Source organism: Suilimivivens sp., from assembly GCF_037359455.1.
Classification (GTDB): Bacteria; Bacillota; Clostridia; order Lachnospirales; family Lachnospiraceae; genus Suilimivivens; species Suilimivivens aceti.
Map to the genome: position 1 here is coordinate 308,896 of NZ_JAXXXI010000035.1, position 14,677 is coordinate 323,572.

Consider the following 14,677-nt stretch of genomic DNA (forward strand, 5'->3'; position numbering starts at 1 on the left):
AATAATAAAATAATAAGACAATCCATATTTTTCCGCTCCTTTATTTTATACTGTATCCTATGCAGTAAAGGAGCAAAGAGTGAGCCATCAGCGTTTCTTATGAAAAATTTCTTTGCGGATATAGGAAAAAGTTTCCTTTTCTCCCTTCTGTGCCAGCATGGTGAGCAGCTTTTCAAGAAGGGCTTTGGTTTCAGGGTGCATCATTGCATTTGCCTTTCCCTTACGGAAATAGGCAAGGGGATCTCCGTCCGTATAACTGCTTCCGTGATAGGTCTTGCAGGCTGCGATCCGATCCATAAGCATTTCCACAACATATTTATCAGGCATTCTGGCTGGTGTCATACCTCCCTTGATATCAGAAGCACTGTAATCGATCCAATATTCATAATGATGCTTGTTTCGTCCCTTATGGTGCAGCCATGCACTGGAATAGCCGACAGCTTCTCTCTCTGCATTATTGGGACTTCTGTCACCCTGATAATATCTGGCTCCCACCAGAAATTCTGCCGGACTGTATTTGGACATATCATGAAGAAGCCCCTGCCCGTAAAGGCCGACTTTAAAGCATCCCTGCATGACCAGTATCTTATGATGGGTTATGGTTTTAAAATGGGAAAAGGCTTTCATGCATTCTCCTTCTGACTGACATACACAGCAATGCTTCTTCCGGGTATCACAATCTTATTTTCCGCTTTTTCCCCAGAAGAATCTTCTTTTTCTGCAGCCTCATTTTTTCCCACAGAGTCATCAGAAACCGGTCTCATAATTTCTTCAGACCAGAGAACCGGGACAAATTTTTCACCCTTTGGCAGCTTTGGAAGTGCCAGCTCATGCTCTATCCAGTGCATATTATACGCAATATAGATAGATGGTTCATCCTGTTTTTCAGCATAATTTCCACAAAGCATAATACCGATCATACGGCTGATATAGGACAGATCCGGTCTCCAGGCTTCTGTCCCGTGGTAAGAAATATCCGGGTAGCCGCATCCAAGCGTATCAAGTATTTTTAATTCCTTCTGGCTGTGCAGAACGGAGTGTTCCTTTCGGAAACGTATCAGTGCCTTCGTAAAGCCAAGGATCTCATCCTGAAGCTTTCCGGTCTTCCACTTTATATAGCCGGTATCATTGTCCTGACAGTAAGCATTGTTATTTCCATATCTGGTATTGCCAAATTCATCTCCACTGAACAGATATGGTACCCCCTGGGAAAGAAATAAAAAGGCAAGCGCATTTTTTATCTGCTTCTTTCGAAGCTCCAGAACCGATTTCTTACGACACTCTCCTTCAAAGCCGCAGTTCCAGGAATAGTTATGATCAGTACCATCACGGTTGTATTCTCCATTTGCTTCATTGTGCTTCCGGTCATAGGAAACCATGTCATACAGGGAAAATCCGTCATAATCTGCCAGATAATTAACAACAGCACAGTCTCTTGGATTATTCCGCTGGTCAAAGATCACCTGTCCGACCAGATTCTCATCCCCCTTCAGGAATCTGCGCATATCATTCCTGTAATTACCGTTATCAGCTGCAAGATTTCGGTAATAAGGTATCTTATCACCATAGATCTCTTCTAATGGGAAATAACTGCTTCTGATCTTGGTTTCCTGCAGAACTGGTTCTTTGGCAATGATCAGATACGGGATCTGAAAACCACTGAGGCGCACACCATCAATATGATACTCAATGACCCAGTATTTCAGGATATCCAGAATCACAGACTGATTCATTTCTGGTGGAAAATAAAACTGCATCATAACCTCTATGCCATTTGCATGCAGCTCCTTTACCATATTTTTGAAGGAAACCTCAGGATCCCCACCGGCACTGTAAGAAGCCTTAGGTGCAAAATAAAATCCCTCCTGATATCCCCAGCAGTTCAATCTTACCTTCTCCTTAAAGGCTTCCGGAAGATTTTTTACTTCCCTTGCGATTTCTTCTTTAACCGGTTTATCACTGGCAGCTCCGGAAGCCGGGTAGATACACTCATCATATTCATAGCAGGGCATCAGTTCTACTGCCGTAATACCAAGTCCGTTCAGATAGGAGGCTTTTTCTGCAACGCCTTCATAGGTTCCCCTGTTTTTCACATGGGAACTCTTATGCATGGTAAACGCCCTGACGTTCAGGCCATAGATCACGCTGTTGCTGTACGGGATCAGGAGTGGTTCATCCTCACCCCAGTCAAATTCCTTATAAGTAAGAGAACCCCGAGTTTTTCTTTTGGCAGTCAGGCCATGTCCGAATTTCGACAATCCGTTGACCTTTCTGGCAAATGCATCTGTATATACAGTATTTTTATAATAATAATTGTACTCCAGATAAGGGAATTCTCCGGAAACAGCTTCTACCATAATACCACAAAGAGATCCTCTTTTTCCTTCTTTCTGAAAGGGGATCTTTTTCTGTTCTCCATTTTCTGCATATAAAATCAGGCCGCTGTTCCCATCATCCAAAACTTCCTCTGCAAAAGAGAATCCATTCTTAATGGGATATACGCCCTGCTTTGTCGGTTTAAAATATGTGATTTTCAAATTTTTATTCATGGATTTATTATAGCATGAAGTCGTAAAAGGGGCAATAAAGCCTTTTAAAAGAAAACAGTTGTATCTCATCCTGTTATTCTGTACAATAGAGGCGGTAACCAATAACATACAGAAGCTGAAGCTTCAGAATGGAAGGAAAAATGGGCAGACAAGAAAATTACGAAACACCGGAAGAAAACGATGAGGAAATGACCGTCACCCTGGATCTTGATGATGGCACCAGTGTTACCTGTGCGATCGTTACGATCCTGACAGTAAATAATCGGGACTATATCGTCCTGCTTCCTCTGGAAGAGGATGGGGAAAACCATGATGGAGAAGTCTGGTTTTACCGTTACAGCGAAGATGAAAATGATCCCAATGCTGAGCCTGTTCTTGACTATATCGACAGTGATGAGGAATATGATCAGGTTGCAGAGGCCTTTGATGAATATCTGGATAATGCAGAATTTGATGAGATCATGGACGATTCCACGGAAGACTGATATCACACAGGAAGCGGGTCAGTTTCCGGTTCCGTTCTCCTGTATAATACAGAAACAGTTGTTCTCTGGCTCTTGTTATGGCAACATACAGGAGCCTTCTTTCTTCTTCAAGCTCTTTTTCTTCCTTTACCTTCCTGTCAGGAATAACTCCTTCATTCAGATCCGGTAAAAACACACTTTGAAATTCAAGCCCTTTGGCTGCATGCATGGTAAGCACGGTTATGCCTTCTTCTGTCTGCTCTTCTTCACATGGCGTTTTCTTTCTCATCTTATCAAAGAAATCATCCACACTCTCGCCTCTTTCAGCCAGCCGGCATCCTTCCTGTAATTCATCCAGTATTTTCATGGTTCCTGCTTTATCCCCGGGATATTTTGAAAGAAGATAGTTTTCATAGCCAAGCTGCTTCCGAAAGCAGCGGACTGCCTGTGAAAAAGACAGTTTTTCAGCAAGCAGAAGTCCGGTAAAAAGGGTTTCTATCCTTGCACACATTTCTTTGTTCTGTCTGTAATAAGAGAGTATCTCTTTCCTGGAAACACGCTCTGAAAGAAGTGCCTTGCTGGAAAGATATCTGTCTGGTTTATTCATGAACCGCAGAAAATCACTTCGTTTTTCTCCTTCCTTACAGAACCTGAGAAAGGAACGGATATCCTCTGCCACTTCTCCTTCAAAAACATTTTGAGCTTTTTTCCCTTTTCTTTTCACCGGTATTTTATGTTTCGTAAGTAATTCTTCATATAAAATTGCTTCCCGGTTTGTTCTAAGGATCACAGCACTCTCTAAAAGCTCCTTTTTGTCAAGACTCCTGATATCATCAAGAAGCTTTTCTTCCTCCAGCATTCTTGTTTCACAGCAGTATCCTTTTATTTTGCCACCGGCCTTGCCGGCATGTATCTCCTTCCGGATCCGATCTTTATTTTTCTTTACAACTTCTGTTGCAAAATGGACGATTCTTTCACCACTCCGGTAGTTATCTGTCAGAAATAATACCTTTTCTTCCGGATAATCCTGTGAAAACCGTTTCATGATCCCTGGAACGGAACCCCGGAATCCATAAATGGACTGGTCATCATCTCCCACCACAAAGATATTTTTCTCTTTACCGGCAAGAAGTTTTATCAGTTCATACTGTGTCAGGTTAACATCCTGAAATTCATCCACCAGAAGATAGCGGATGCGATGCTGCCATTTTTCTCTGTAAGCTGCATTCTCCTGTAGTAAAACAAGACTTTGCAGGATCAGGTCATCGAAATCGCAAAGCCCCCGCTCATTCATGAAGGCAGTGTAATCATTTAAGAGAAGCTGCAGGCTTCCCTTCGGAATTCCGAAGTCCTTCCCGGAAAAAGAAATGCCATTCTTTATACGGCTGATCTCAGACAGAAGCTCTGCTGCAAATCCGGCTGAACACATACGTTCAAAACCTCTGTTTTTCAGAAGCTCTTCCATGATCCTGATTCGTTTATTTTCACTTGTAAGGGAAGCATGATAGCCCCTCCGCTCTTTCAGAATAGAATAGCAAATACCGTGGATCGTACCAAAGTGTGCCACATTTCCCAATCCCTTAGTAAGGCACTGGCTTCTTTCATCTGCAAGGAATCTGCTTTGCATTTCCCCGGCCGCTGCTTTTGTATAAGTAATTGTGAGTATACTGTCAGGACTGATCTGACGGTTGAATATAAGATAAAAGATTCTCTGAATGATCGTAAAGGTTTTGCCGGAGCCTGGACCTGCAACGACTCTTGCAGGTCCTTCTCCGTGCATAATTGCTTCCAGCTGAATTTTACTTGGCTGCTGCATTTTGAAGTAATTCAATTCCTTTTTTGATTCGGTTAATAGATTCCTCTTTACCGAGGATCTCCATGATCTCTGTTGCACCCGCAGGTGTCATCTGCTTACCGGATACCGCTGTTCTTACCGGCCAGAGTACATAACCGTTCTTGTACTCATGTTCTGCTGCAAAGGTTGTCAGAAGCTGGTACAGGGCATCATTGGAATAGTCCTCCTGCTGTTCGAATACTGGACATAATTCCTGAAGTACAGCAAGAGATGTTTCCTTATTGGTCTTCATTTTCTTATGTGTATACATTTCCGGATCATATTCCGGCAGTGTCTCAAAGAAGTCTATCAGATCACAGATATCCGGGAAAACTTCAATTCTTGTTTTCACCATGGCTGCGATCTTGTGAAGATCCAGATCCTTTTTAATGACACTCTTTAAATAAGGCTCTGCCATGGTATAGAAAGCCTCGTCAGCCATGGCCTTGATATATTCCCCATTCATCCATTTCAGCTTCATATAGTCAAAAACAGAAGGAGACTTATTGATTCTATGATAATCAAATTCTTTGATCAGTTCATCCAGAGAAAAGATCTCACGATTATCTTCCGGACTCCAGCCAAGCAGTGCAATGTAGTTCACAACTGCCTCAGGAAGAAATCCCTGCTCAAGCAGATCCTCAAAGGAAGAATGTCCGCTTCTCTTGGACAGCTTCTTGTGATTTTCATCCGTGATCAGCGGCAGATGGATATAAACCGGAGATTTCCAGCCAAATGCATCATAGAGCCGCTGATATTTCGGTGAGGATGACAAATATTCATTTCCACGTACCACATGGGTGATATTCATGGTATGATCATCCACTACATTGGCAAAATTGTAAGTCGGGTAGCCGTCTGACTTGATCAGTATCATATCATCCAGCTCTGCATTTTCTACAGTAATGTCTCCATATAATTCATCATGGAATGTAGTGGTTCCTTCCATGGGGATATTCTGTCTGATTACGAAGGGCTTGCCCTCTGCCAGATTCTTCTCTACTTCCTCCTTGCCAAGATGCAGGCAGTGCTTGTCATAGATCATGATCTCTTTGCCTTCTACTACCTCTGTCTTCAGCGTGGAAAGACGTTCCTTATCACAGAAGCAATAATATGCCTCTCCCTTTTCAATGAGTTCCTTGGCATATTTCATGTAGATGCCAGTTTTCATACGTTCACTCTGTACATAGGGACCGTAACCGCCATCCTTATCTGGTCCTTCGTCATGGGTAATACCGGCTTTGGCAAGCGTATCATAAATGATATCTACAGCACCCTCTACAAAACGCTCCTGATCGGTATCTTCGATCCTGAGCATAAAATCTCCACCAGCATGCTTGGCAATTAAAAACTCATACAGGGCGGAACGCAGATTTCCTACGTGCATCCTTCCTGTCGGACTTGGTGCAAATCTTGTTCTGATCTTTGTCATGATTTTCTGTTCTCTCCTGTCCCTATTTATTCTGTTATATCCCTGTCAGGGATCTTCTTATCTGCTGCAGCTTTGAAGCCTGCCACTTCCTTCATGGCCTGTGGAATGGCTATATTCGTGCCGGCTCCGGCAACACATCCGCCAGGACATGCCATACCTTCGATCAGGCAGCCGTTTTTCTTACCGGCCTTCGCAAGCATCAGGATCTTCTTGCATTCCGCCAGACTTTCTGCATGCTCAATATGCACATCGATATCCGGATAATATTCCCTGATACATTCTTCGATCGCACTGGCTACACCGCCTGCCACTCCATATCCTCTTCCGGCTCCGGTTGCATCGTTTAAAGGCTCTCCTGGCTGAATATTATCAAGCAGCAGTCCTTTTGCCTCAAACATTCCCTGAAGCTCTTCAAAGGTAATAACGAAATCCACATCGGAACGTACTGTTCTTCTGGATGCCTCCAGCTTTTTGGAGGCACATGGACCGATAAACACCACACTGGCATCAGGATGTTCCTTTTTAATTTCTCTTGCAGTGGCTACCATAGGCGTCAGAGCATTGGATATATTGTCAATCGTTTCCGGGAAGAACTTCTTAGCCAGCATTGCCCAGGATGGACAACAGGACGTCAGAAGAAAGGGTACTTTTCCAGTTGCTACTTCCTTCGCATAATGCTCTGCCTCTGCCATGGCACCATAATCAGCTCCGATTGCTGTTTCGTATACGTCATAGAAGCCAAGCTCCTTTAAAGCCTCTTTGATCATATCCGGTGTCACCTTGCTTCCAAACTGTCCAACAAAGGAAGGTGCCACCTGTGCAATGATCTTTCTGCCTGACTGGATCGCACGGATCAGCTGGAAGATCTGGGACTTGTCTGCAATCGCACCAAAGGGACAGCTTACCATACACTGGCCACAGGATACACAGATGTCAGTATCAATATATGCTCTGCCCTTTTTATCACTTTTAATAGCATTCACACCACAGTTGGCAAGACATGGCCTTACCTGATGGGAAATGGCATCATAGGGACATACAGACTTACATTTACCACATTTGACGCATTTTTCCTGATCAATGATGGATTTGCCATTTTTCATGGAAATGGCTCCTCTTGGACATACCTCACGGCAGGGATGCGCAACACAGCCCATACATTTATCTGTCACTTCATATCGGTTCTCCGGACAGGCATTGCAGGCTGATGGTATTACCTGCATCAGGGGCGGCTCATAATACTTTTCATCAATATTACTTTCCTCAAGTCCCTGTGTCACATGCACCGGCTGATCCTCAGGACGCAGGGAAAGACCCATTGCCAGACGGATGCTCTCTCTGACAATGGCCCTTTCCCTGTAAATATTCCCTGACTCGGATTCGTCATAATCTACTATTTTATAGGGAAGTGCTTCCACATCATCCTTCAGATTCCTGGATTCATAGGCAAGTGAAGCTACTTCCTTGAAGATTCGTCTTCTGTTTTTACGAACCTGTGTGTCAATTCCCCGCATACTCATACTAATGGTCTACATCCTTTCTGCATCATCATTTTATTTTTGCACAAACCTGCGAGGAAATCAAGCACTATTCTGTTTCAGATCCTGTTTCTGTCTCCGTTTCTGAATCAGCTTCAGATGTTGCAAAATCATCCATTGTCTTCTCCAGGGCATAACGTACAGAGCTTTCTATTGTATAAACAGTATCTTCGTCATTAACCCTGACATAGAAAAACCCGCCGGCATTACTGTTCTGGTCTCCAATGGTGATCACATACAGATCATCATCCCACTGCAGGGATATAGTATTCTCCGAATCTGTCAGACCATACTGGTCAAAATCTGTCACATCCGGAATCACAAGATCTGCCGGTATTTCACAGGCATCTGTAAGAAAGCTTTCTACCTTGTCACTATCTATGGAAATACTGTCATCATCTTCTGAAGTCCATACGTCCCCCTCTTTTTTCAGATTGACACTGGTTTCTCCCTGCGTGATCCCGATCTCTGTTACTTTGGATGAATCAATCTCCAGTACCTTTGCTGTTACCGGCTCTTCTTCCGTCTGATGGTTTTCTTTATAGTATCCATATCCCAGATAACCGGCCATCAATATCAGAAATAACACAATAAGGAGAATCAGATTTCTCTTTTTCTTTTTATTCATTTCCTCGTACTCCTTTATTTCTTTCTCCGTCTAAACCATACGATAAAACCACCCACAATGAAGAGAACCGGAAGTAATACTACGGTAACAAGGGCAATGATCATGATCGTGCCCTGCGGTACTGTCAGATAGTCTGCTTCCATACTCTTGACCGGAATAGAAACACTGGTCTCATGAGAGGCGAAGGTTCCAAGCGATGCTGTGAAAAGCTTTACATTGGTTCCTGATACGATCATATTGGCATCATTTGTGAACATATTACTGCTTGTATAAATGATGGCTGTTGAGGTTTCCTCTCCTGCACTCTTTTCGCACTTAACACCAATTTGGAACGGTCCGTCCTCATCACTGTCCTGTTTCTCATAGCTGTCCACACCGGAAATATCATTTCTTAAATAGCTGTTGTCAGAAGAGCTGAGCAGCTCTGCTATTGTCACATCCTCCTTCTCTTCTGTTGTGATTCCCTGCGCATAAGGTGCAAATACATAGCTTCCATTATTATAAATGCCCGATGTAATATCATCATAGCTGATCTCAGGCAGGATATAAAAAGGATCCTGATAATAATGCCCTCTGTCAGTTTCGATGATGAGTCCTTCCTTCACGTTTACTCCATAATAATCCAGGAGTCTGTCAATATTTTCATGGGCTTCTCCTGTATAACAGGAAACAAAGAAAATATCACCGCCCTTTTCCATATAAGAAAGCATCTTTTCTGTATCATCCGCCGAAAAATCTGATGTCGGTGCATTGATCACCACGCAGGAGGCATCCTCTGGTACTTCATCATAATCCATCAGATTAATGCTTTCATAATCCAGATTTTCCTTTTCAATCGCATTGCTGAAGGTACTGTCAAAGGAAGACTCCCCATGACCTTCCAGCAGGTAAATCTTCGGCATTTCATTACTGGTCACATAGGCAAGGGCACTGGTAAGCTGTCCTTCTCCGTCATAACCGGTCACGCTCTGTGTATAATTGGTATAGTCATAGCTATATTCATAAATATCACTGTAATCAATGACACGGCTTCTCTTTCCACTCTCCACGATCAGGCTGTTTGAAGAAACACTGCCATCCGTATACTGCAGATAAAACTTTGGATTTACCGCAGGATCCACATAAGAAACCTTAATATGGGAATTGAGTCCTTCATACTTTTTCAGAGTCTCATCCAGTGTGGTATCTGCATTGTCCTCATTTGCCAGTACATAAATCTGGATATCATCTGTAATACCATCCGCAATCTCCTTTGTTTCCGTTGTCAGGGAATACAGCTGATCTGATGTCACGTCAAATACAGTATATTTCTCAGGAAGCTGTGCCACAAGCAGATTCAGTACCACGATAACGGCAAGGGAAAGCACAACCACAGAGCTGCTGTAGGTTCCAAGACTCAGTGTTTTTCTGGATAACTGGTACCTTCTCTTTTGAATGGACTGTACCGTAAGGATCAGTGCCAGTACGATCACAGAAAGATAATACAGCACACTGGTCAAATGGAAGGAGCCATTCAACAGATTGCTGAATCTTTCTGACATATCAAAGACTGACAGAAATCTCGTGAACAGATTTCCCGTAGAAGAGATCATGCTGCAAAGACCGTTTACGATATAACCAAAAAACAGCACACCAAAAGAAACCACTGCTGCGATCACCTGGCTTTCTGTCAGGGACGAGATAAATACGCATACGGCAATGCTGGCAAGTCCATACAGCAAAAAGCCGAATACGGCCAGATAGGATTTTCCGATATCCACGGTGCCAAAGAAGCTCATCACAACAGGATACAGGGAAACAAGCCCTACTGGTATAGCAAAGATCGTAGCAAGAGCCAAAAACTTGCCAAGCACAATTCCCGTAACACTGACAGGTGAGGTTAATATAAGCTGATCCGTTTTCTGGTGCCGCTCTTCTGCCAGGATCTTCATGCAAAGAACCGGTATGGCAATCAGAAATAAAAAGGTTACGGAGGAAAGAGCATATCCGATATAAGGATAGCCCATGAACAGATCATATACCGCAAAGTAAATGCCAAGCAGCAATAAAAATGCCCCTATAAATAAAGGTCCAAGGAACGAATGAAAATAGGACTGTAACTCCTTTTTATAGATTGCCTTCATCTTCATTTCCTCCTTTATTTTCACTCATATGTTCTGCTGTATCCGGATCAGATATGCTGCTTTGATCCTCTGTCAGTTCCAGGAAAATATCCTCCAGTGATTTTTCTACCCGGTTCATGGAAAGGATCGGCATTTTATTTTCTGCCAGCGCATAAAAAAGATCTTCTCTGATATCCTCACCCGCTTCTGTTCTGATCACTGCTTTCACTGCACCCTTCTCCGGCGCATTTTCTATGGAAAACTCAGCAATTCCGGCAATAAACGGCAAAATTTTCCGTAACGCCTCTTCGCTTCCGAGAATATGTACCTCCAGTGTTGCATTTCCTTTCATCAGACCGGTGAGTCCTTCCGGTGTATCGCAGGCGGCAAGCTTTCCCTTTGACAGGATCATGATCTCATCACAGACTGCCTGCACTTCTGAAAGAATATGGGAGCTTAAGATCACCGTATGCTTTTCTGAAAGACTCCTGATCAGCTCCCTGATCTCAATGATCTGTTTGGGATCAAGACCAACCGTAGGCTCATCCAGGATAATCACTTCCGGATAACCCAGGATTGCCTGTGCAAGACCAACTCGCTGCTTATAGCCCTTGGACAGGTTTTTGATCAGCCTTTCACTGACATCAGTTGTCATGGTCATTTCCATAATATCCGCAAGCTGCTTTTCCACATCCTTCTTTGGAATCTTCTTCAGGGCTGCTGCGAAGCGCAGGTACTCAAATACCGTCATATCCTGATAAAGTGGAGGAATTTCCGGAAGATAACCAATGCACCGCTTTGCCTCCTCTGCATTTTTCTGGATATCAAAGCCATTTATCCTGACAGTTCCCTCTGTGGGGGCAATATACCCCGTCATCATATTCATCGTGGTACTTTTTCCGGCACCGTTCGGTCCCAGAAAACCATAGATTTTTCCAGGCTCCACCTGAAATGTCAGGTGATCGACAGCAAGGTGATTTCCGTATCGTTTGACAAGATTCTCAACTTCTATCAAAATAAGCTCCTCCTTTTTAACCCTTTGGGAAATTCGTATTTACCGGGTTGTTTTTATTCTCTACCACTGTAAAGCATAATTGTGTTCGAAAATGGGAAAATTTGTGAACATTGTGTGTTCCCTCTTTCGGTCTCTCTGAAAATACAGTATATGAAGCAGCTCGCGCAAAAATGATTGCAGAATCATTCTTTCAATGATATAATCAAGCCGTTTGTTTTTTATTATGAGGGAGAAATAAATTATGAAAGAATTAAAACCTATGTTATTTACCTGTCTGAAGGGCTACACAAAGGAACAGCTTCTGAAGGATGTAGTCGCAGGTGTCATTGTAGCGATCATTGCCCTGCCCCTTTCCATCGCCCTGGCACTGGCTTCCGGTGTCGGTCCTGAGGAAGGTCTGTATACCGCAATTATTGCCGGATTTCTGATTTCCTTTCTTGGCGGCAGCCGGGTACAGATCGCAGGACCTACCGCTGCCTTTGCTACTATCGTTGCTGGGATTGTTGCCAGGAACGGTATGGATGGTCTTATGCTTGCCACACTTCTTGCCGGTGTTTTCCTGATCCTTATGGGTCTGTTCCACTTTGGAAACCTGATCAGATTTATCCCCTATACGATCACCACCGGTTTTACTGCCGGTATCGCCGTAACCATTGTCATAGGTCAGTTGAAAGACTTTTTTGGCCTGACCTATGCCGAAGGAGTAAAACCGATCGAAACCATGGAAAAATTAAAAGCTGTTGTCAGCAGCTTTTCTACCATAAATCTTTATTCGGTTCTTGTGGGAGTCATCTGTCTTGCCATTTTGATCCTGTGGCCAAGGGTCTGCGCAAAGATTCCCGGATCCCTGATCGCTGTCCTTGCAGGGATCCTTCTTGTAAAAGGTCTGCACCTGCCTGTCAATACCATTGGAGATCTTTATACTGTAAGTAACAGGCTGCCATATCTCCACGTTCCGTCATTCAGTCTTTCCATGGCACAGACTGTATTGCCGGATGCATTTACCATTGCCATACTGGCGGCGATCGAGTCTTTGCTTTCCTGTGTGGTTGCTGACGGCATGACAAACTCCAAGCACCGCTCCAATACTGAGCTGGTTGCCCAGGGAGTTGGGAATATAGGCTCAGCACTCTTTGGAGGTATTCCGGCAACAGGTGCTATTGCAAGAACAGCAGCCAATATCAAAAGCGGTGGCAAGACACCGGTAGCCGGTATGGTACATTCCATTACTCTGCTTCTGATCCTTGTTGTCCTGATGCCCTATGCAGCCCTGATCCCCATGCCGGCCATTGCCGCTATCCTGTTTCAGGTTGCCTATAACATGTGCCAGTGGAGACCCTTTGTCCATCTTGTGAAGACAGCTCCAAAGAGCGATATTTCCGTTCTCGTCCTGACCTTTGTCCTGACCATCGTCTTTGACCTTGTCGTTGCTATTGAGATTGGACTTTTGCTTACCTGTCTGCTGTTTATGAAGCGCATGAGTGATGAAACGGATATCAGAAGCTGGAAATATGCAGAGGATGAATGGGATGACACTGCAAAACTGATCCATCTTCCCCTCTCTGTCAGAGTCTACGAGATCAATGGTCCTCTTTTCTTCGGCGCTGCTGGAAGAATTGCAGAGATCAGTGTCAAAGATTTTACGAAATGTCTGATCATACGGATGAGAAGTGTCCCTGCGATCGACGCCACTGCCATGAACGCACTGGAAGAATTATATAACCGCTGTTCCCGCCAGGGAATCATTATGATCTTCTCCCATGTTAATGAGCAGCCAATGCATACCATGGAAAAAGCGGGATTCCTTGACAAGGTTGGCAGGGAACACTTCTGCACTCATATTGATGATGCGATTGCCATGGCTACAGAGATTTCAGGAAACGTTCCATCCTGTTAAGTCCATCTTCAATTTTCTCCATGGAAGTACCATAGGAAATTCTGACATACCCGGAAGCATTTTTGCTGAAATTGCTTCCGGGTATAACTGCCACATGTTCTTTTTCCAGTAATCTTTCTGCAAACTCCTCTGCAGATAACCCTGTTTTCTTTATATTGGCAAAAACATAAAATGCTCCTTTTGGCATGATACAGCTGATCTTATCCATTTCATTAATCCTGCTTACCAGAAAATCCCGTCTTTTTTTGTATTCCTTTTTCATAGCCATCATAGCCTCCATTCCTTTATCAAATGCAACAAGAGCCGCATACTGGGATGGGGTTGCAACTGCTGAATATACATTTTCCACGCATTTTGTCATAAGCTCGATCAGATGAACGGGACCTGTGGCAAAGCCGACCCTGAACCCTGTCATGGCAAAGCTTTTTGATACACTGTCGATGATCAGAGTACGTTCCTTCATGCCTGGCAGCGTTGCGATACTGAAGATTTCATCACTGTCAAAATTCAAATGTCTGTAAACCTCATCCGAAAAAACAAACAGATCCTTCTCCTTCGCGAACTCTGCAATTTTCTGTAGTGATTCCCGGTCGATCAGCCCTCCTGTCGGATTACATGGAGAATTCAGAAGAAGAATACGGCTTTTTTTTGTCACAGCCGCTCTCAGATCTTCTACGGAAAGGATAAAATCATTTTCCTCCTTTACCTCTATTTCCCTGACAGTCCCTCTGCACATAGCAACCATCGGGCCATAATTTGAGAAGTAGGGAGCCGGTATGAGAACCTCATCTCCAGGATTGAGCAGGCAGAAGAACGCAAGGTACAGAGCTGCCATGCCACCGCTTGTTACCATAGTTTCCGGCATACTGTAATCACTGCCTATCGTTTCATTCAGATATCTGATATATCTTTCCCGCAGAGGATCAATTCCGGCTCCCGGCGCATATTTGGTACAGGAGGATAAATGCTCTGCCGTCTCTTTTAAAATACATTCATCTGTAATAAAGTCCGGCTCTCCTACCCCGAAGGAAACTACATCCTCCATATGGGCTGCTTTCACCATCATGGCCCTGATTGGGGATGCTACGATACTTTCTGCCAATTTTCCATATTCCATATGCTTTTTCCTCCTCAAAATAAAATGTGTACTTGTATTGGAGAACAGTATAGTATAAATTAATATATAAGAAAATTTAAATGTTTTTATATTATATATAA

11 protein-coding genes are annotated in these 14,677 nt (G+C 43.6%); 2 read left to right on the forward strand and 9 right to left on the reverse strand.

Annotated features, from left to right (window positions below; all coding sequences use genetic code 11):
- Positions 1 to 87 precede the first annotated feature (87 nt).
- Together WJQ40_RS06590 and WJQ40_RS06595 are read right to left on the reverse strand one after the other, a co-directional pair.
- Positions 88 to 627, reverse strand: coding sequence for a DUF5662 family protein (locus tag WJQ40_RS06590; protein WP_337538774.1), 540 nt, complete (start codon positions 625 to 627; stop codon positions 88 to 90).
- Positions 624 to 2,459, reverse strand: coding sequence for a hypothetical protein (locus tag WJQ40_RS06595; RefSeq protein WP_337538775.1), 1,836 nt, complete (start codon positions 2,457 to 2,459; stop codon positions 624 to 626). The genes WJQ40_RS06590 and WJQ40_RS06595 overlap by 4 nt, the downstream gene beginning before the upstream one ends.
- Positions 2,460 to 2,689: 230 nt before the next feature.
- On the opposite strand from WJQ40_RS06595, the gene WJQ40_RS06600 reads away from it, so the two are divergent.
- Positions 2,690 to 3,034, forward strand: a complete 345-nt coding sequence (locus WJQ40_RS06600; protein ID WP_118797031.1) for a DUF1292 domain-containing protein — start codon at positions 2,690 to 2,692, stop codon at positions 3,032 to 3,034.
- Here the strand turns inward: WJQ40_RS06600 and WJQ40_RS06605 are convergent.
- From WJQ40_RS06605 to WJQ40_RS06630, 6 genes are all read right to left on the reverse strand, one after another.
- On the reverse strand, positions 3,009 to 4,829 hold the full coding sequence (locus WJQ40_RS06605; protein ID WP_337538777.1) for an ATP-dependent helicase: 1,821 nt from the start codon (positions 4,827 to 4,829) through the stop codon (positions 3,009 to 3,011). The two genes, WJQ40_RS06600 and WJQ40_RS06605, sit on opposite strands and share 26 nt — an antisense overlap.
- A complete protein-coding gene (gene gltX, locus WJQ40_RS06610) occupies positions 4,813 to 6,279 on the reverse strand; it encodes a glutamate--tRNA ligase (RefSeq protein ID WP_262572965.1) in 1,467 nt (488 codons plus the stop codon). The genes WJQ40_RS06605 and gltX overlap by 17 nt, the downstream gene beginning before the upstream one ends.
- A gap of 26 nt (positions 6,280 to 6,305) precedes the next feature.
- Positions 6,306 to 7,793, reverse strand: a complete 1,488-nt coding sequence (locus WJQ40_RS06615) for a 4Fe-4S dicluster domain-containing protein (RefSeq protein WP_337405935.1) — start codon at positions 7,791 to 7,793, stop codon at positions 6,306 to 6,308.
- A 73-nt stretch (positions 7,794 to 7,866) separates the two neighbouring features.
- On the reverse strand, positions 7,867 to 8,445 hold the full coding sequence (locus WJQ40_RS06620; protein ID WP_337538780.1) for a DUF4340 domain-containing protein: 579 nt from the start codon (positions 8,443 to 8,445) through the stop codon (positions 7,867 to 7,869).
- Between the two features lie 14 nt (positions 8,446 to 8,459).
- Positions 8,460 to 10,568 (reverse strand): Gldg family protein, encoded by a 2,109-nt coding sequence (locus WJQ40_RS06625; protein WP_337538782.1) that lies wholly within the window; start codon positions 10,566 to 10,568, stop codon positions 8,460 to 8,462.
- Positions 10,552 to 11,562, reverse strand: a complete 1,011-nt coding sequence (locus tag WJQ40_RS06630) for an ABC transporter ATP-binding protein (RefSeq protein WP_337538784.1) — start codon at positions 11,560 to 11,562, stop codon at positions 10,552 to 10,554. The genes WJQ40_RS06625 and WJQ40_RS06630 overlap by 17 nt, the downstream gene beginning before the upstream one ends.
- A gap of 241 nt (positions 11,563 to 11,803) precedes the next feature.
- Between WJQ40_RS06630 and WJQ40_RS06635 the strand changes: the two genes are divergently transcribed.
- Positions 11,804 to 13,459 carry a SulP family inorganic anion transporter gene (locus tag WJQ40_RS06635; RefSeq protein WP_337538786.1) on the forward strand — a complete coding sequence of 552 codons (1,656 nt, stop codon included), beginning with the start codon at positions 11,804 to 11,806 and terminating at the stop codon, positions 13,457 to 13,459.
- Here the strand turns inward: WJQ40_RS06635 and WJQ40_RS06640 are convergent.
- Entirely contained in the window at positions 13,425 to 14,576 is a 1,152-nt protein-coding gene (locus WJQ40_RS06640; protein WP_337538789.1) for a pyridoxal phosphate-dependent aminotransferase, read from the reverse strand. The two genes, WJQ40_RS06635 and WJQ40_RS06640, sit on opposite strands and share 35 nt — an antisense overlap.
- Between the last annotated feature and the right edge of the window lie 101 nt (positions 14,577 to 14,677).

What these genes read in the sequence shown, in the direction of transcription:
- WJQ40_RS06590 (WP_337538774.1), bottom strand. Translation starts at nt 627, where the DNA reads ATGAAAGCCTTTTCCCATTTTAAAACCATAACCCATCATAAGATACTG.
- WJQ40_RS06600 (WP_118797031.1), top strand. Translation starts at nt 2,690, where the DNA reads ATGGGCAGACAAGAAAATTACGAAACACCGGAAGAAAACGATGAGGAA.
- WJQ40_RS06605 (WP_337538777.1), bottom strand. Translation starts at nt 4,829, where the DNA reads ATGCAGCAGCCAAGTAAAATTCAGCTGGAAGCAATTATGCACGGAGAA.
- gltX (WP_262572965.1), bottom strand. Translation starts at nt 6,279, where the DNA reads ATGACAAAGATCAGAACAAGATTTGCACCAAGTCCGACAGGAAGGATG.
- WJQ40_RS06615 (WP_337405935.1), bottom strand. Translation starts at nt 7,793, where the DNA reads ATGCGGGGAATTGACACACAGGTTCGTAAAAACAGAAGACGAATCTTC.
- WJQ40_RS06620 (WP_337538780.1), bottom strand. Translation starts at nt 8,445, where the DNA reads ATGAATAAAAAGAAAAAGAGAAATCTGATTCTCCTTATTGTGTTATTT.
- WJQ40_RS06625 (WP_337538782.1), bottom strand. Translation starts at nt 10,568, where the DNA reads ATGAAGGCAATCTATAAAAAGGAGTTACAGTCCTATTTTCATTCGTTC.
- WJQ40_RS06635 (WP_337538786.1), top strand. Translation starts at nt 11,804, where the DNA reads ATGAAAGAATTAAAACCTATGTTATTTACCTGTCTGAAGGGCTACACA.
- WJQ40_RS06640 (WP_337538789.1), bottom strand. Translation starts at nt 14,576, where the DNA reads ATGGAATATGGAAAATTGGCAGAAAGTATCGTAGCATCCCCAATCAGG.